Source organism: Actinoplanes lobatus (assembly GCF_014205215.1).
Taxonomy (GTDB): domain Bacteria; phylum Actinomycetota; class Actinomycetes; order Mycobacteriales; family Micromonosporaceae; genus Actinoplanes; species Actinoplanes lobatus.
On sequence record NZ_JACHNC010000001.1, the window covers coordinates 7,814,213 to 7,830,772 of the forward strand.

The following is a 16,560-nucleotide window of genomic DNA, read 5'->3' on the forward strand; positions in this document are numbered from 1 at the left end:
CCGGAGATGATGGCACCACCCTCTGACACTTTTGTGGGAGTCGGGAAGAAGTCGTTCTCGATCAGTCCGTCACCGACGACGGCCTGTGCACGGCCAGCCAGGCGTCGACATCGGAGGCTCGCCATACCTTGCCCTGGGCCAGGTCGGCGACCGGGCGCGGAAAATTCGCACGGTTGGTCAGCTGATAGGCGCGCTGCCGGCTGACGCTACCGAGCCGGAGCCGGATCTCATGGGCGCCCAGCAGCGCCCCGGTCTTCTCTGTCATGCTTCATGACTATAGGCTTAAGACGAGTAGTCACGAAGCCCCCGGCACGGTGAACGTCACGAGCACAGCTCGTGTGATTTCTCAGTGGATCCGATCCGTGCGGCAATGACCTGGGACCGCAGCTCCGACGGTGATCATTCGGCTGATCCGATAACAAGCCGGGCTGCGGATACTTCACTGATGGCCACCGTTGATCTCATCCCCGCACCAGCCGGCGACGCGGTGACGTTCCGTCTGCACCGATCGCGGCTGTGGCTGGGGATGGCACTGATGCTCATGCCCGTGATTCTGCTGGTCCGCGGGACCTTCATGGTGTTGGCCGCGACGACCGGCCTCCCGCTGGATGCGTGGGACTTCGCCGAAGCGGTGATGGGTGTGCTGCTGCCGACGATCGCGGGAGCAACGGGGGTCACCCTCGGCGCCGGGCGCAATCCCGGCTGGGTACGCGCCTCGGCCGCCGGCCTGGAGTTCGCGGCCACCGGCCGCAAGCCGGTGTTCTTGCCGTGGTCGGCGGTTCAGTCGGTCGGACTGCGCTTCACCGGCCCGTTGACCGAACTGCTGGTAACGCCCACCAGCCTGAACGCCGCCACCGTCGCAGCCCTGCCGACGCGGGCACCGCGGGTACGGCGACGCTCGGGCGCCGCCGCCTTCATCGTCGACGTCGGCCTGATGACGCCCGGACCCTCGGCGCTGCTCGCCGAGTTGAATCAACGGCTTGCCGCCCATCGTTGAGGGGCGGATCAGATTCGCTGAATCCTCACATCGCTGCCCACCCGGCCGGGCCTCGCGATCAAGATGGCCGTCGCGCCCGGGTCCTGCTGAGCGCCGACGTATCCGGTAGTGCCAGGTTGTCGCAGGAAATGACCCATTCCCCGACCAGGAGCGATCGGCAACAGGTGTCACCTGAGTCCGCGGGTTGCCGGCCCCGCATGCACGGATGCCAAAGGCCGCCAGAAGCGAATGGGGCTCGAGGATATTCCGGTATTCTCGTAGCGGAGTTCGACTGTTTACCGGCAAAGATTCTCGCATTTTCGCCAGCGTACTCACGCTATTGCGGGTCACCGCTTCCCAAACGCACTACTGTCGCTGATAATCTTCGTGGCGCTCCGGGGAGGGAGGAACCATGGTCGACCAGGGCCAGAACAGAATCCAGGGATACCAATTGGGTGATCGCAACGTTCAGATCAACCTGTACGGCGATGACCGGATGCGAAGGGTTCTGATCGGATACACGCCCGAGTTGGCGACGTCTCCGGAGTCCCGCTCATTCGCCAAGGCCGCCGAGGAGGCGGTGATCAGCGCCGAATGCGCCGTCGTCAAGATGCCCGGCTGGACCGATCCGCCCACCGTTCGACAATTTCGCGGCAACGTGAAAGAATTCGACATATACGTGTGCCTGCTAGGATTCTGCTTCGGAACGCCGATGAAGGATGCCTGGTGGAAATCGCTTCCGAGAGCGGGCCTGGATTGGGCCAGAAAGTTGGGTAAACCGTATATCGCCATCGTCATCGACAAAGGCCCCTATACGGCTGAGCACGACTTCTACATCGACCCTGAATATCAAGGTCGGCAGCGAAGGTTCCGGAGGGCCGTACGATCCGGCCGCTACCATTACTGCACGGTCGACAGTCCGGATCAGCTGGCGGAGGTGCTGACAGAATTCCTCGGGAGATCCGCCGGCAGGACTCGCGCCCCCAGGCCGCCTGTCGTAGACGCCTCGGCCGTGGCGTTATCCGTAGTGCTCGGTGTGGCGGGGTTCCTGGCGTTTTCGGTCGGCGTCGACATGTCGGTGAACTGGGCGGCCACCACCGCCGTGCTGGCAGCGGCCGGCACCTACCGGGGCAGCCGTGGGGTCAGACTGATCCGAGAACCTGACTGAAGATCTTGGGCATCGCCCCGCCGCCGTCATCGTTGCCGTCCTGGGCCAGTCCTGGGATTCCGTTGCACGTGGCGAGTTTCTCCAGCGTCTCCACGCCCTTCCGCTGCCTCTCGGCGTCGTAGATGCCCGCGTCGTAGTGGATGGTGTGGACCGGCACCTTGACCTTGCTCGCCTTGAAGTGTGCGCACACGGAATCGGCCGAGGCCCCGCTCTTCTTCCAGTCGTCGACGCCGTCGCTCAGAACGATCAGGACATCAAGCGTGTCCTTGCGGCCTTCGGCCTGCCGTTCGGCTACCTGGTCGTACAGCGCCGTGACGGTGGTGTAAAGGCTCGATCTCTGCGTGTTCGAGCTTTCCGGCACGGCACCGCGGAGGGCGTCCCCCTTCCACGGAGACCCGACGTCCTCGAGCGGCCGGATCTGCCAGTACGGATTTTGGAGACTGTCGGATCCGGCGAACTGGTAGATCTCCACCTGATCGGTCTTCCGCATTCGGTTGACCGAATCGATGACAGCCGTGGTGGCCTTGGCCAGTTCGTCGTCCTTCATGCTGCCGGACACGTCCATCGCGATCGTGATGCGGCGTTTCGGTCGCAGGTTCAGCCATTGCTCCACCATCTCGGACCGGACCATGCTGTCCGGGAGGGGTAGAGAGTCGACGCTTCCCGAGCGGATCGGAGCGCCGGCAGCGGTCCTTTCCGGGCTCGGGCCATCGCAGTGGACTTCGCCGACGTCGACGGGAGGGCGGAATCCCGCATCGCACAGCACGTTCCAGTTTTCGAAGATGAAGTCGAGAAAGTCCCCGGCGATGCGCTTCTCGTCAGTGTCCGCCCGGTCGAGTATGACGTACGGATGGTCGGCCATGATCGACTCTGCGGCTCCCGACGGTGACACCGGATAGATGGCCACCAGCGGAGTCGCCGGCGGTTGGCCTGCCTGGTGGCCGGGCTGCTGGTATCGCGAGTACATGCCGTGGTTGAAGCCGTACACCATCTGTTCCTGGATCATGATCATCGTGTCGCCGGGCATGGAGCCTTTCGGGCTCCATTTTCGGAGGATCGCGACCGAGTCGTTCAGGAATCCGCTCTTGGTTGCGGCTTGCACCTGCCTTACGAAGTCACTCAGCGACGGCAGATCCTTCTTCTCCACCGTATCGGGTGCCAGCGCGCCGTTATCCGCGGCTGCGGCCGCATATGTCAGGAAGGTCGCCAGCGCCCCCGACGTGGAGGTGCGCGGATTCTCCTGTGTGTAGTGCACGTCGCCGTTGCGCAGCGCGTCCATCGCCTGGCGCCAGGTCGGCGGCTTTTCAAGCCAGTTGAGAGGAGCCCTCGCTGCCGTCTGTTCGGGCATCGCGAGTACGAGAGGGCTGCTCGCGATCGACTGCAGCGTCCCTTGATGACTGCTCTTCTTCGTATCCAGGTCCAACTGCTCCAGCCAGATCGCCGAGGACGGCAGCCAGACGTGGGCGATCCGCACTGCATCCTTGTCGTTCTGGCTGATCGCCGGGTCCATGTGCTCGGGATCGGCCAGGAGTTGCTCCGCGATCCCCGATGAAACGCTGTACACGGCGATCTCACCACACGGCTCCCCGGGCGTCCGGACCTGTGCGTTGTATTTGCCCGCGAGGGTTCTGAGTGCGTCGGCCTTCTCCGTCGACGAGACGACGTGGACTTCTACCGGATCGGCGCATGCCACCCGGTCGGGCCGTTTGGGATTGACCCTCAGGTAAATGCCGAGCCCGACGGCAAGGACGGCCAGCCCGATAAGCACGCCCCGGGTCATCCGAACGATCACGATCGGAAGTCATTGAACTGAACACTCCCCGGGCCAAACTGGACGCCCTGGGCCCTGGTCAGGTTTACCTGCCAATTCGGCACCTGTGCCATTGCGTCGAGCAACCGCCGTGCCTCGGTCAGTGTCTCGGTGTCGCCCTCGAAGTCCTCCCCGTCGAGGCGTGCCTGCCAGGTCTCGGCGCCGGCCTGTGCGCCTTCCAGCTCGGCGATGGCCTTCACAGCCCGAGGCCGGTGCTGCAGCAGAGCTTTGAGCTGCTCGTATGCGTCCTTCACCGCTGTGCTGGCAACGCCGGTGACCCCGGCACCGGTGCCGGCCGCCAGCGCGGCGGCGATCAATTCCAGAGCAGACACCACAACTCGCTTCCCGCATGACTGTTGACTGTGCAGGAGAACCGGCGGTTCAGCGGCGCCACATCGCCGCCACTCATCGCCCGGCCTCAATCCGCGAGCTTAGGTAGGTGTTTTGGATGTGGATCGGACGGCTTGTCCGGCTCGGGCCTGCAACCGTCATCCAAGACATCAGCGCCAACCGTCATCACGACGAAGCACAGGCCGGTCGATCCCGAGGCCGTCGATCATCGGGGCGGCAGGGGTCCGGGAGTTGCATTGATGGCCGGCCGGTTCGGATGGTCGCCCTGGTCTGGCCGTGGACCAGAGCGATGTCCTGCCGGTTGGGGCACTGTCACTGGAGTCACGGCTGCACGGACTGCAGGTGGAGCATGCCGTCGGCGTGTGTCACCTGCAGCCCGAAGGGGCGGCTGATCCGACCGAGGGCACCGCGCAGGTGCTCCGCGTCAGCGGGGGTGGCGTGGTGCAGGCGCATGCGGCGGGCCTGCATCGGCGCCATGCGCAGCCGGACCAGGCGGCCGGTGTCCTGGTCGACCGACGCGAAGTAGAGCAGGCGCAGATCGTCACGGTATTCCTCGTAGCCGCGGATGCCCTCGTAGTCGTCGATGAGGTCGCCACAGCCGTACAAGATCAGTTTGCCGTGGTGGACCTCGATCGGCCGTGGATGGTGCGAGGAGTGCCCGTGTACGACGTCCACTCCGCCGTCGATGAGCCGGTGCGCGAAGGTGACCTGGTCGGCAGTGACCTCGTAGCCCCAGTTGGATCCCCAGTGGATCGAGGCCACGACGAGGTCGCCGGGGCGCTTGACCTGCTGCACCTGGCCGGCGACCGCCCTGGCGACGGCATCGGACAACTCCGGCAGGAGGTTGACGCCCGCCCGATCCGCGGTGGCGGCCCAGTACCGCGGGATGCCGCTGGACCGGGTGCCGAAGGAGAAGACCACGACTCGGCCGCCACCGGCCACCGGGACCATCGTGGATCGTTTCGCCAGGTCCGCGTCACGGCCCGCGCCTACCGCCGGGATCTCCGCCGCGACCAGGCTGTTCAGCGTCTCGGCGAGTCCCGGGAGGCCGAAGTCGAGTACATGGTTGTTGGCCAGGGCGCAGGCATCGGGTCGGATCGCGGTCAGGCAGGCGATGTTGGCGGGAGCCATCCGGTAGTGCACACCCTTGATGGGGTCGGGTTCGTCGCAGCAGGTGACGCTCGTCTCCAAGTTGATCACCCGCGCATCGGGGGCGATGTCGTCGAGCAGCGGCAGGGCGTCACCCCAGGGCCAGGCGGCGTCGACCGGGAGCGGGATCGGGCCGTTCACCGCCTCGGCCAACTCGACGTAGGTCCGCGCGTCCCGGACATGCCGCTCCCATAGTCGCGGGTCGCCAGGGTGCGCCAGGATCTGGTCGACGCCGCGGCCGGTCATCACGTCGCCGCCGAGGAGCACCGTCACGAGACGCTCGGGCACGCCTTACACGGTAGTCACCGGAGCCGGGCCCGCTGGAGTCATCTGGCAGATCCGCACGAGTCGCAGGAACATCGCGCACGGCCTGCGGGCTATGCCGAACCGGTCCACTCGTCGGAGAGCAGGGCATAGCCGACGCAGTCGAGCCATTCGCCGGATCGATGCAGGGAATCCCGGACGGTGTAGAACTCACGGCGCATCCCGACGCGTTCCATGAGTCGCCACGATGCCTCGTTGACGGCGAAGCAGGTGGCCGTCACGCGGTGCAGCCCGAGATCCTCGAAGCAGAGCCGGAGCAGCTCCCGTACGGCTTCGGTGGCGTATCCGTGGCCGGCGTGCTCCGGGTGCAGCACCCATCCCAGCTCTGCTTGCATGCCGCGGGCGCGTTCGGCGATCTCCGCCTGGGCCCAGGCGTCCTCGATCCTCACCATGAGGTCGCCGATGATCGTTCCGCTGTGCTCGATCACGAGGGCCTTGGCCAGGCTGTCGGGGGCCCGGAACCAGGTTCGGTGCTCGTCCAGGGTGGCAGAGGCACGGGTGATCCACCGGCTCACGTCCTCGCGGCGGCGGAACCGCCAGGTGGCGTCGGCGTCGTCCGGGGTTGCCGGCCGCAACGTCAGACGGTCGGTGTGCAGTGGCCAGGTCAACACGGCAAGTCCGGTGCTCATGGTCATGAACGCGACCTACGGACGGCATATCGGTGGAGCGTGACGCCCTGGTCGAAGCGCACCTGCTCGAGCAGGTCCAGCTCCAGCGGCTCGTCGTGGCCGTCGAACAGCGGTCGGCCGGCACCGAGGATGACAGGGTGGGTGAAGAGCAGCAGTTCATCCAGCAGTCCGGCCCGCAGCAGCGCGGTAGCCAGCGTGGCACCCCCGACGCCGATGTCGCCTTCGGTCTGCGCGCGCAGGTCCGCGAGCGCGCGGACGGCGTCGTCGGCATTGATGACCCGCGTGTTGTGCTCGGCGCTGGTACGCGTTCGCGACACCAGCACCTTCGGCATCGAGGTCCAGATCTGACCGTACTCGCGAAGGAAACCGGGCAACGAGGCGTCGTCGCGCGCTCTCGGCCAGAATCCCTCCATCGTCTCGTAGATGGCGCGTCCCTGGACCATGAGCGACAGCGCTCGCGCCCGTGAGTTGAACTCGTGGTGCAGGGACTCGCCGATGCGCATCCACGATCCGCCGCCTTGCTCGTCCGTGGCGTGCTCGATCCTCAGGTCGAGGGACACGTTCATCCAGTACACGAACCGGCCGGGCATCAGCCCTCCAAGTGATAGCGGTCTGCTACTGCTAGCGCCACCCTAAATAGAGTGATAGTAATCTGCAATCACTTGGGAGGAGGACTGTCGATGGATCCCGCGCCACGCTCGGGCTGCCCGATCAATCAGGCGGTCGAAATCCTGGGCGACCCGTGGGCGATGCTCGTGCTGCGCGACATCATGTTCGGCGACCGGCGTCACTTCCGCGTACTGCTCGCCGGCAGCGAGGAAGGCATCGCCCCGAACATTCTCAGCAGCCGCTTGCGGCGACTGTCGGATGCGGGTCTGCTCACGCGGCAGGAAGCCCGGCGCGGGCAACGGGCGGCCTACTCGCTCACGGAGGCCGGCATCCAAACGCTGCCGATCATGGTGGCACTCGGCTCGTGGGGCCTCGCCCACCGCAGCGGCGAACGTCGCCTGCGGATTCGTGCCGAGTTGCTGCGCGACGGCGGCCCGGGACTACTCGCTCGTTTCATGGACGATCTGCGCCACCTGCACCTTGGCGCCCCTCGGCCGGATCCGCACGCTCCGCGAGCGGCCGACGAACTCCGCTCGGCCTACGAGACCGCGTTACGCGAGTAAGCGTGCCGGACCAGCTCACTACGTCACCACGGGCAACTTTCTTGCGAGTCCGCAGTGCGGGGCCAAGGTGGTTGGCTGCCCCGGATCCCGAAGAGCACAGTTACCGGCCCCGAGGCGTCCGTCCATCCTGCGGCCGGTCCCGGATCGATGCCGGCCAACGAGGCATCGGTGATCATCTAGGCTCTCCGCGTGGGGTACTCGGGATCCATCGTGGTGGCGCGGGCGCACCGTCTGCTCAGCATGCAGAGCGGGGTGGAGGGCGTCGGACCGCAGCACCGCTTCCTGCGGGAGCTCGGCGACGGCTGGCAGATGCTGGAGAGCGTCTCGCTCACGCCGTCGCCCGACCTGGCCGGCGTGTCGGCGGCGGTCGCGGAGTCCACCGGGTGGCCCGTGCTGTCATTCGACGTCATCGACGATGACTGTGCGGCGATGTGCGCGGCGACGCCCGGATGGACCGGGCCCTTGACCCACCTGTGGGACGTACGCGAGCCGTGCCCCTCCTATCACCACCAGCCCGCCGGCGAGCCGCCGCCGGCCCCCCGCGAACCTGACGAGGTGGTGGCGGAACTGGTCGCGTGGGCGCAGACGGCAGGTCTCCGGCCGGCCCCGGAACGGCTGCTGGAGATCATCTCGCTGCCGGACGGAGGTACCGTCCGTGACCGGCTTCTCGCCCTGGTCACCGCGGCCGGTGCAGAACGGATCGGACCGGCCCGGCCGTGGTCGGTGCCGGTGGGGACGTGGCCGTTCAATCGGGTGGTCTACGGCGCGGGGAGCTTGAGCGCCGTGGCTCGCTCCTATGCACGCCATCGCGTGGAGGATCCGACGGGCTGGGCCAACAAGCCTGAGGCATCGTGGGAGGCGTCGGCCATCGCGCTCGAAGCCGAGGTGTGGGCGTCGCTGTTCAGCGACGACGTGGACGTGATCGCACTCGCACGCCGGGCCTTCGCGGTGCATCAGGACGAGGCGAGGCACATTCTCCCGGAGAAGGACCTTGCGGAATATCAGGAGTGGCTCGACGAGTTCGAGGCCACGATCTCCGCCGGTGGCGCCCGGGCCGCGCTGATGTTCGACCCGGACCGTTAGCCGTCGGTGGTCGGCCGGTCGACGGCGTACAGATCACGCCGGCTTCGCGCGTTCGGCTTGGCGTCACCGTGACGGCGACACGAACGGCAGGGATGGAGCCCAGCAAGCCGGCGAGACAGCCACCGAGTTGCCTAATCGGCAGCGAAATAGGGTTCGGCTTCCTCCAATCGTGGCACTGACACGCCTAGGCGGCGTGCTTCGGCCAGGGTGTCGCGGCAGACTGCACGCAGTTCCTCGGGGTTGGCGTGCGCCTCCATCACCGTACGCATGGGTGGGAAGTGACCGAAAAGCCAGGCGAGCACCGGCGCTGCCAACCAGAGGGGTGCTGTGTACGGCAGCACTTCGCTGCGATGTCGCCGCAGGTCGATTCCGCGAGCCTCGACGAGGGGCAGCAGTTCGCGAGTGGCGAGAATCGCCTCGCGTACGTTGCGTGGCCTTTTTGCCAGCTCGGCGAGGGAACCCAGCTTCAGGCTCTGTGTATGCAGGCCTGCGTTCTGGACGAAGTGGATCGACAACCATCCCCGGAAGTCGGTGTTCTCCCGGGTTCTGAACCCGGCCTGGCGGAACGCCGTGCGCACGGCTTGCGCACGCTCGGTCGGCGGCCCGCCGAGGGTGCCGAGGAAGACCATGGGCAGTAGGGCGGCCCGCAGCACACCGTCGTCGCCGAAGCCGCCGCCGGCGCCCGGGAATCCCCAGGCCACCTGGTCGGCGGGTAGGGCGCCGATCGCGACCAGTGGCTCTACCCACAGGTTGTTGAAGACGAGCACCGTTGCCTTGCCTACCCGCGGCGCCAGGTAGGACATCGCCTCGGCGAAGCTGTAGTGCTGCACGCTCACCACGATCAGATCGAAGTCGTGGTCCGGCTCCAGCGATTCGCGGTAACGCACCGGCCACTTCTCGGTGACGCGTTGCCCTCGCAGCCGGCGCCGTACGTCGATCAGTTCAAGGTCGATTGCCGTTCCGTACTTCGCCGCTCGACCGGGACGTACGTAGAACTCGACCTCGTGCCCGGCCTTCTCCAGCGCCCACCCGTACGCCACGGCGATGACGCCCCTACCGAACATCAAGATCTTCATACCGCACCTCCTCGCCGTGAACCCGGTCGTCGTCACGGGCGACCACGCCGCCTAGAATTGGAGATTGTCTCCACTTAAAATATGGAGACAGTTTCCGTTTGTCAAAGGAGGCGTCCGGTGACCTCTGCCAAGCCGTTGCGTGCGGACGCCCGCCGCAACCGTGACGCACTGCTCGCCAAGGCTCGCGAGCTGTTCGCCAGCGGTTGCTTCGATCTGCGTTTCGACGACTTCGCCCGGCTGGCCGGCGTGGGCACGGGCACGCTCTATCGGCACTTTCCCACCCGTGCGGCGCTGGCCGAGGCGGTCTATCGGGAAGAACTCACCGCGATATGCGCCCGCGCCCGCGAGCTGCAGGCCACGCTGCCCGCGGGGGAAGCGCTGGCGGCCTTCCTGCGTGACTTCGTGAGTCACCTGCATAGCCACCAGGGCCTGGCTCGCACGCTCGCCACCCTCATGGCCGCCCGTTCAGAAGCACTCGCCGACGGCGGCCGTGAACTGGACCGGGTCATCACCGACCTGCTGGCTGAGGGCGTCGAGGAAGGCACCATCCGCGACGACGTAGGTGCCGGCGCCGTCATAATGATCCTGCAGGGCATCTGTACGACCTGCGGCCAGCCGGGCTCCCCGGACGACGCGGACGGCGCCGTCACCCTCGTGCTCGACGGCCTGCGCCGCCGCACGCCGTGAGACCAACAAACATACTGCGTACGGCTTCGGCCGCCTCGGCCTCTGGCCGATCACTCAGCTGCATCAAACGCTGCACCGCGGCCTGCCAGAGTTCGCCGAGTACCTATGTGCCCGGTGACCCGGTGGCGGGCCGCTACGCTCGGCGGCTGGTGGGCGTCTGCCCGAGCGGCATGCCAGGGAAGGATGCATCGTGTCTGTTGAGGTCGATGCCTTCGCGCATGGCGTTCCCTGGGGTGTCCTGAGGATTGAGGGAATCGGTTCCGGTGGCAGCGTGCCGGAGCTCGACATCGAGTACTCCATGACCGCAGCGAATAGTGGATGCGTTCTGATTGCCGTGACGCACATCGACATCGAGCCGCTGCGGGTCGTGGTCGTACGCGAAGGGGTCCCTGATAGTTTCGTGCAGATGTTCTCCGGTGAGCTGAACGCCCCGGAATCGGTCATCGAGGTGGCGGACGTGGTCGGCGACGACTTCGGATACCGGTATTCGCTGTCCACCGACAAGCCGAAGGTGACGATTTTCGCCGACGTTCCCGAGGAGGCCACGGAGATCTATGTGGTTGTTCCGGGCATCCAGCAGAGGCTTTCCGGTGCGGGCGTAGTGACGGCGTGAACGTCGGAGAAGACGGAATGCCGGCTCGTGGTCAGGTTCGATGGCCGGCGAGGACCTTGCGGAACAGTTCCGGGTAGCTGTCGTGGGTCAGGGACAGATCTGCGAGCTGATCCTCGGTGAACCAGGCGATGGCGTCGTGTTCGTCCGGCGCGAGGTTGGCCGGGGTTCCGGTCCACGTTTCGATCAGCCAGACCTGCATGTCGAACGTGGCGCCGCGGACTTCCCGCAAGGGCGGGCCGGCCGGTTCCGTGATGGTGATGCCCAGTTCCTCGTGGATTTCCCGAACGAGTGCCGCGGCGGGCCGCTCCCCCGGTTCCACGTGGCCGCCGGGCATGTCCCAGAGGTTGGGGTACCAGCGCTTCCGGGGTGATCGGTGGACGAGCAGTATCCGGTTGCCGTCGCGCAGCAGCGCCGTGACGATGGGGGCCTTCGGTGTGTCGGTCACGCGGCCTCGCAGATGCAGAGTTGGAGCGGGGTGTCGGCGGCGAACGGCCGGCCGGACCAGTCGCCGAGGCGTTCGACGAGACGTAGGCCGCCGAGGGTGAGAAGCAGCGGCAGTTCCTGCGGGAAGATGCTTCGGATGTCGAGTGGCGCGACGACGAAGTCCGGTTCGACATCGGTCGAGAGGTGCCACGTTCCGCGGGTGACCTGCGCGTGTGCGTCGTAGGTCTCGGCGACGTCGACGGTGACGGCGCCGCGGTCGGGGTCCGGGAATGTCGCCCGGTTACGGCGGACCCCGTCGGCTCGGGCGAGCAGGCGTACGTTCGGGTTGAAGACGTCGAAGACGAACCGTGCTCCCGGCGCCAGGTGCCGGCGGATCGTACGGAAGCAGGTCACCAGATCGTCGGCCTCGTGCAGGTGCAGCAGGGAGTTGGCCGCGATGAACACGAAGTCGAAGGTGCGGCCGAGGTCGAAGGCGCGCATGTCGCCCCGCAGCCATTCCACGGTCACGCCGCGGGCGTCTGCCTTGCGCCGGGCTTCGGCCAGCATGTGGGTGGAGAGGTCCAGGCCGGTGCACGGGTGCCCGTCGGCGGCGATGGGGATCAGCTTGTGGCCGGTGCCGCATCCGAGTTCCAGTACGCCGCCGCCCTGCTGATTGGCGGCGTTGCGGTAGAAGTCGGCTCCCGGGCCGCCGGGGAACATCAGGTCGTACAGGCTGGCGTGCGTGTAGAACGCATCACTCATCAGGGGCCTCCGGGCGGGGCGGCGGCTTCGGTGTCGCGGCGGGCGCTGGCGAGGATGGCGGGCAGCAGGCCGGGGAACCGGGATTCGAGGTCGGCGGTGCGCAACGAGTTGAGGATCGCGGTGCCCTGGTAGCGCTGCTCGATGATGCCGGCCTCGCGCAGCACCCGGAAGTGGTGGGTGGAGGTCGACTTGCCGACCGGCAGCCCGAACGACAGGCAGGCCTGCTCGTGGTAGCCGTCGGCGAGCCGGCACACGATCATGCGGCGGATCGGGTCGGCGAGCGCGGACAAGATCGTGTCCAGGTGGAAGTCCTGTGGGCTGGGATGCTCCAGGGTACGCATCGATGATTCTCCGCAAGTCGTGCTTGAAGTACGCCGGTCATCGTACTAACGTCGCCCGTTGTACGAACATCGTCGTACTATCCGGGGGGACAGCAGATGAAGGCCGCCGTCTACTACGACAACGGTGGACCCGAGGTCCTGCGATACGAGGACGCTCCCGACCCGCGGCCCGGCCCCGGCCAGGTGCTGCTGCGCGTCGAGGCGATCGGTGTGCAGGGCGGTGACCTGCTGGCCCGGCAGGGTGCCCCGCTGCCGGCCGTGCCACACATCGTCGGCTACCAGGCTGCCGGCACGATCGCCGCGGTCGGCGACGGGGTCACCACGGTCCGCGCGGGTCAGAAGGCGTTCGCGTTCATGATGTCCGGCTCGCACGCCGAACTCGCCGTCGCCGAGCAACGCCACGTCTACCCGGTTCCCGACGACATGGACCCACGGGTCGCCGCCGGCATCCTCGTCGAGTTCGGCACCGCCGACGACGCCCTGTTCGAGTTCGGCCGGCTGCGCGCCGGCGAGACCGTCCTGGTGCAGGCCGCCGCCGGCGGTGTCGGCCTGGCCGCCGTCCAGCTCGCCAAGGCCGCCGGCGCCACCGTGCTCGGCACCGCCTCCAGCGACGCCAAACTCGCCCGGCTCACCGCGTACGGCCTCGACCACGGCATCGACTACACGACCACCGACGTCGCCGAACGGGTCCGGGAACTCACCGACGGCCGCGGTGCCGACCTCGTCATCGACCCGGTCGGCGGCAAGACCCTGCAAGCGAGCATCAACGCGGTCGCCTACCGCGGCCGGATCATCTTCCTCGGCCAGGTCGGCCGCGACCCGTACCAGCCGCAACTGTTCCCGCTGCTGCTCAAGAGCGCCTCCCTCAACGGCCTGTACTTCGGCGCGGAACTGGACCGCGACCCGGCCCGCACCCGCCCACTGATCGAACGGCTCATCACCCGGATCGCCGCCGGCGAACTGACCGTGGTCATCGACCGCGAGTTCCCGCTCTCCGACGCGGCCGGCGCACACCGCTACATCGAGTCGCGGGCCGCGTTCGGCCGCGTGCTCCTCATTCCCTGACCCCCTGACATCAGGAGGAAAACCATGCAACGGTACGGCCTATGGGCGTCCGCAAGAATCTGGCCGGCCGACCCGGACGCGGTCGCGGAAGCCGCCCGCGAGATCGAACGGCTGGGGTTCGGGGCGATCTGGATCGGCGGCAGCCCTCCCGACGACCTGGCCCTGGCCGAGGCGATCCTCGCCGCCACCAGCACACTCACCGTCGGCACCAGCATCGTCGACATCTGGACCAGCGACGGCGACCGGCTGGCGGCCTCGCACGCACGGCTCCGGCAGGCGTACCCGGGCCGGTTCTATCTCGGGGTGGGCTCGGGGCACGCCCCGACCGCCGAGTCACGGGGCCAGTCCTACACGCGCCCGCTGACCCGGCTGCGGGAATTCCTCACCGGACCGTTGGCCGAGGTGCCTGCGAAGGAGCGGATGATCGCCGCGCTCGGCCCGAAGACCCTGCAAACCGCGGGTGAGCTGACCGCCGGCGCACTGCCCTACTTGATGCCACCCGCGCACACCGCCGAGGCGCGCCAGATCCTCGGGGACGGGCCGCTGCTCGTACCGGAGCAGAAGGTCTTCCTCGGCACCGACGCCGCCGTGGCCCGCCAGGCGGGCCGACAGGCGCTGAAAATCTATCTGCCGTTGCCCAACTACACCCGTCAGCTGGTCCGGTACGGGCTGGACGAGTCCGATCTGGCCGGTCCGGGCAGCGACCGGTTGATCGACTCGGCCGTCGTCTGGGGTGACGACGACCGGGTCCGCGCCGGCATCGACGCCCACCTGGACGCGGGCGCCGACCACGTGGCGGTGCAGGTCCTCACCGAGGCCGGATCCCCGCGCGAACTGCCTCTCGCCGAGTGGCGGCGGCTGGCCGCCCTGCTCGGACTCGATCAGGCCTGAGCCTTCACCCCGGCCCGGGACCGGCACACGACGGTCCCGGGCATACATCCCTCACCGGGATGCCGCTAGGACCGCTGATCCGGGGCGGGCGGACGGGTGCCGGCGAGGTGGGCGACAAGCAGTTCGAGCTGGGTGGCGTACCGCTGGTGGAACTCCGGTGAGTCGGCGGCGAGGCCGGTGAGCTGGCGGGCGACCTGCGGCACCACGGTCGGCGCGAGGACGGCGCTGAAGAGGACGAGCATCACGTACGCCGGGTCGAGGTCGGCGGCGAGTTCGCCGTTCTCCTGGCGGCGGCGCAGGTCGTCGACCATGCCGGCGAAGATCGGGTCGTCGGGCATGGGTTCGGTGTCGGTGAGCCCGCTGAAGGCGAGCAGCCGTGCCCCGGAGCGGTGTTCCACGTTCAGGCGCAGGAAGTCGGTGACGACCTCGGCGAGGGGCCGGTCGGCGGCGGTGAACTGGCCGCTGATCGTTTTCCAGCGGTCCTGGAGGGCGCGGAACAGGCCTTCCTTGCCATCGAAGTAGTACGAGATCAGCTGCTGGTTGACGCCCGCCCGCCGGGCGATCGCGCTGATCCGGGCGCCGGCGTAGCCGTGTTCGCCGAATTCGATCTCCGCCGCTTCGAGCAGGCGCTCGCGGGTGCGTTCGGCGTCGCGCTTGCGGTGCGGGCCCTGCGGAGAACGGCGGGGTGGGTTCACGGAGATCACCGTAGCAGCCGAATTATTCAATCGTTTGTTTGACTAAGTCACTCGTCAGGTTGAGACTGGCGGCATGACGAACTTCCACGTGCTCGTGATCGGGGCCGGCATCGGCGGCCTCGCCCTCGCCCAGGGCCTGCGGCAGGCCGGCGTACCGGTCACGGTCTTCGAACGCACCCGGACCCGCACCGACTGGCTGCAGGGCTACCGCATCCACATCAACCCGGCCGGCAGCCGGGCCCTGCACGACTGCCTGCCTCCCCCGGCCTGGCAGCGTTTCCTCGACACGGTCTCCACCGTCGGCGGCGGCTTCGGCTTCGTCACCGAGCAGCTGCGTGACCTGCTGCGATTCACGGAAAGCGAGATCACCCCGGACGCCGGGCCGGCCGACTCGCACCACGGCGCCAGCCGCATCGGGCTGCGTGAGGCGCTGCTCACCGGCCTCGACGACGAGGTGCTCCACCTGGGAGCCGAGTTCGAGCGCTACTCGATCGCGCCCGACGGGCGCGTCACCGCGCATTTCACGGACGGGCGCACGGCGACCGGCGATCTGCTGGTCGGTGCCGACGGAGCCAATTCACGCGTACGGGGTCAGCTCCTGCCCCACGCCCGGCGCGTCGACACCGGGGTCCTCACGATCGCGGGCAAGCACCGGCTCCCCGACCCTGAGCTACCCGGAGTCCTCGTCCGGGACACCAACATGGTGATCCCGGCCGGGCGGGGATCGCTGTTCACCTCGGTCTGGCATCCCGACCGGGCCACCGTCCCGGCCGACACCACCGGGGACCCGTTCCTGTTCGGCACCTCAAGCGCGTACGCGATCTGGGGTTTCGGTGATGCGACCGCGACGTTCCCGCCCGGAGTGACCGACCTCCCCGGCCTGGACCTGCGGGATCTCGTCCTGGACCGCACGACCGGCTGGGCGCCCGAGCTGCGCCGGCTGGTCAAGGGCTCCGACCCGGCGACGATCAACGCGATCCGGGTACGCAGCGCCACCCCGGTCGGCCCGTGGGAGACCGGCCCGGTCACCCTGCTCGGCGACGCGATCCACAACATGACCCCGATGGCCGGCATCGGCGCGAACACCGCCCTGCGCGACGCCGACCTGCTGCGCCTCCGGCTGATCGCGGCCGCCCGCGGCGCGATGCCCCTGCACCGGGCGGTCAGCGGCTACGAGGAGGAGATGCGGGAGTACGGTTTCGCCGCGGTCGCCCAGTCGCTGCGTAACGCCCGGATGTCCGCGTCGGGCAGCCGGACCGGGCGGTACGCGTTCCGCACGGTCCTGCGGTCCGTGCACGCGATCGCGCCGCTGAGGCGCAGAATGGCCACCGGCCTGGGCTCCTGA

At 67.9% G+C, this 16,560-nt stretch carries 20 protein-coding genes; 9 read left to right on the forward strand and 11 right to left on the reverse strand.

The features are described 5' to 3' along the window. Positions 1 to 61: 61 nt before the first annotated feature. A complete protein-coding gene (locus tag BJ964_RS35905) occupies positions 62 to 265 on the reverse strand; it encodes a helix-turn-helix transcriptional regulator (protein WP_188124797.1) in 204 nt (67 codons plus the stop codon). Positions 266 to 370: 105 nt separating this feature from the next. Between BJ964_RS35905 and BJ964_RS35910 the strand changes: the two genes are divergently transcribed. Next, a complete protein-coding gene (locus tag BJ964_RS35910; RefSeq protein WP_188124798.1) occupies positions 371 to 997 on the forward strand; it encodes a hypothetical protein in 627 nt (208 codons plus the stop codon). Between the two features lie 391 nt (positions 998 to 1,388). Continuing rightward, complete coding sequence (locus tag BJ964_RS35915; RefSeq protein WP_188124799.1) at positions 1,389 to 2,144, forward strand: hypothetical protein; 756 nt, start codon at positions 1,389 to 1,391, stop codon at positions 2,142 to 2,144. Here BJ964_RS35915 and BJ964_RS35920 read toward each other — a convergent pair. The 5 genes from BJ964_RS35920 to BJ964_RS35940 all read right to left on the reverse strand — a co-directional run bounded on the left by BJ964_RS35920 (position 2,119) and on the right by BJ964_RS35940 (position 6,997). After that, a complete protein-coding gene (locus tag BJ964_RS35920) occupies positions 2,119 to 3,936 on the reverse strand; it encodes a vWA domain-containing protein (RefSeq protein WP_188124800.1) in 1,818 nt (605 codons plus the stop codon). The genes BJ964_RS35915 and BJ964_RS35920 overlap by 26 nt on opposite strands. Further along, complete coding sequence (locus BJ964_RS35925) at positions 3,933 to 4,286, reverse strand: hypothetical protein (RefSeq protein WP_188124801.1); 354 nt, start codon at positions 4,284 to 4,286, stop codon at positions 3,933 to 3,935. The genes BJ964_RS35920 and BJ964_RS35925 overlap by 4 nt, the downstream gene beginning before the upstream one ends. 340 nt (positions 4,287 to 4,626) lie before the next feature. Then, complete coding sequence (locus tag BJ964_RS35930; RefSeq protein WP_188124802.1) at positions 4,627 to 5,742, reverse strand: CapA family protein; 1,116 nt, start codon at positions 5,740 to 5,742, stop codon at positions 4,627 to 4,629. Between the two features lie 89 nt (positions 5,743 to 5,831). Further along, positions 5,832 to 6,413 carry a GNAT family N-acetyltransferase gene (locus BJ964_RS35935; protein WP_203832511.1) on the reverse strand — a complete coding sequence of 194 codons (582 nt, stop codon included), beginning with the start codon at positions 6,411 to 6,413 and terminating at the stop codon, positions 5,832 to 5,834. Further along, positions 6,410 to 6,997 (reverse strand): dihydrofolate reductase family protein, encoded by a 588-nt coding sequence (locus BJ964_RS35940; RefSeq protein WP_188124803.1) that lies wholly within the window; start codon positions 6,995 to 6,997, stop codon positions 6,410 to 6,412. The genes BJ964_RS35935 and BJ964_RS35940 overlap by 4 nt, the downstream gene beginning before the upstream one ends. A 90-nt stretch (positions 6,998 to 7,087) precedes the next feature. On the opposite strand from BJ964_RS35940, the gene BJ964_RS35945 reads away from it, so the two are divergent. Together BJ964_RS35945 and BJ964_RS35950 are read left to right on the forward strand one after the other, a co-directional pair. Further along, positions 7,088 to 7,579, forward strand: a complete 492-nt coding sequence (locus BJ964_RS35945; RefSeq protein ID WP_188124804.1) for a winged helix-turn-helix transcriptional regulator — start codon at positions 7,088 to 7,090, stop codon at positions 7,577 to 7,579. Between the two features lie 189 nt (positions 7,580 to 7,768). Next, positions 7,769 to 8,662: a hypothetical protein gene (locus tag BJ964_RS35950; RefSeq protein WP_188124805.1), complete on the forward strand. Its 894-nt coding sequence runs from the start codon at positions 7,769 to 7,771 to the stop codon at positions 8,660 to 8,662. A 131-nt stretch (positions 8,663 to 8,793) separates the two neighbouring features. On the opposite strand, the gene BJ964_RS35955 is transcribed toward BJ964_RS35950, so the two are convergent. After that, positions 8,794 to 9,738 (reverse strand): ketopantoate reductase family protein, encoded by a 945-nt coding sequence (locus tag BJ964_RS35955; protein WP_188124806.1) that lies wholly within the window; start codon positions 9,736 to 9,738, stop codon positions 8,794 to 8,796. A gap of 117 nt (positions 9,739 to 9,855) precedes the next feature. On the opposite strand from BJ964_RS35955, the gene BJ964_RS35960 reads away from it, so the two are divergent. Together BJ964_RS35960 and BJ964_RS35965 are read left to right on the forward strand one after the other, a co-directional pair. Then, positions 9,856 to 10,425, forward strand: a complete 570-nt coding sequence (locus tag BJ964_RS35960) for a TetR/AcrR family transcriptional regulator (RefSeq protein ID WP_188124807.1) — start codon at positions 9,856 to 9,858, stop codon at positions 10,423 to 10,425. 190 nt (positions 10,426 to 10,615) lie between these two features. Beyond that, positions 10,616 to 11,038 carry a hypothetical protein gene (locus BJ964_RS35965; RefSeq protein ID WP_188124808.1) on the forward strand — a complete coding sequence of 141 codons (423 nt, stop codon included), beginning with the start codon at positions 10,616 to 10,618 and terminating at the stop codon, positions 11,036 to 11,038. A gap of 31 nt (positions 11,039 to 11,069) precedes the next feature. Here BJ964_RS35965 and BJ964_RS35970 read toward each other — a convergent pair whose 3' ends face one another. Genes BJ964_RS35970 through BJ964_RS35980 form a run of 3 tightly spaced genes read right to left on the reverse strand, consistent with a single transcriptional unit; the run spans position 11,070 to position 12,564 of the window. After that, the gene (locus BJ964_RS35970) at positions 11,070 to 11,483 is read right to left on the reverse strand and encodes an NUDIX domain-containing protein (RefSeq protein WP_203832512.1); all 414 of its coding nucleotides are present in this window, start codon (positions 11,481 to 11,483) and stop codon (positions 11,070 to 11,072) included. Beyond that, positions 11,480 to 12,223, reverse strand: coding sequence for a class I SAM-dependent methyltransferase (locus tag BJ964_RS35975; protein WP_188124809.1), 744 nt, complete (start codon positions 12,221 to 12,223; stop codon positions 11,480 to 11,482). Before BJ964_RS35975 ends, BJ964_RS35970 begins: the two co-directional genes overlap by 4 nt. Then, positions 12,223 to 12,564, reverse strand: coding sequence for an ArsR/SmtB family transcription factor (locus tag BJ964_RS35980; RefSeq protein WP_188124810.1), 342 nt, complete (start codon positions 12,562 to 12,564; stop codon positions 12,223 to 12,225). Before BJ964_RS35980 ends, BJ964_RS35975 begins: the two co-directional genes overlap by 1 nt. 96 nt (positions 12,565 to 12,660) lie before the next feature. Between BJ964_RS35980 and BJ964_RS35985 the strand changes: the two genes are divergently transcribed. Both BJ964_RS35985 and BJ964_RS35990 read left to right on the forward strand, forming a co-directional pair. Further along, entirely contained in the window at positions 12,661 to 13,629 is a 969-nt protein-coding gene (locus BJ964_RS35985) for a quinone oxidoreductase family protein (RefSeq protein ID WP_188124811.1), read from the forward strand. A 24-nt stretch (positions 13,630 to 13,653) separates the two neighbouring features. Continuing rightward, positions 13,654 to 14,520, forward strand: a complete 867-nt coding sequence (locus tag BJ964_RS35990; protein WP_188124812.1) for a TIGR03620 family F420-dependent LLM class oxidoreductase — start codon at positions 13,654 to 13,656, stop codon at positions 14,518 to 14,520. 65 nt (positions 14,521 to 14,585) lie between these two features. On the opposite strand, the gene BJ964_RS35995 is transcribed toward BJ964_RS35990, so the two are convergent. Beyond that, positions 14,586 to 15,215 carry a TetR/AcrR family transcriptional regulator gene (locus BJ964_RS35995; RefSeq protein WP_203832513.1) on the reverse strand — a complete coding sequence of 210 codons (630 nt, stop codon included), beginning with the start codon at positions 15,213 to 15,215 and terminating at the stop codon, positions 14,586 to 14,588. A gap of 73 nt (positions 15,216 to 15,288) precedes the next feature. Between BJ964_RS35995 and BJ964_RS36000 the strand changes: the two genes are divergently transcribed. Then, on the forward strand, positions 15,289 to 16,560 hold the full coding sequence (locus tag BJ964_RS36000) for an FAD-dependent oxidoreductase (protein WP_188124813.1): 1,272 nt from the start codon (positions 15,289 to 15,291) through the stop codon (positions 16,558 to 16,560).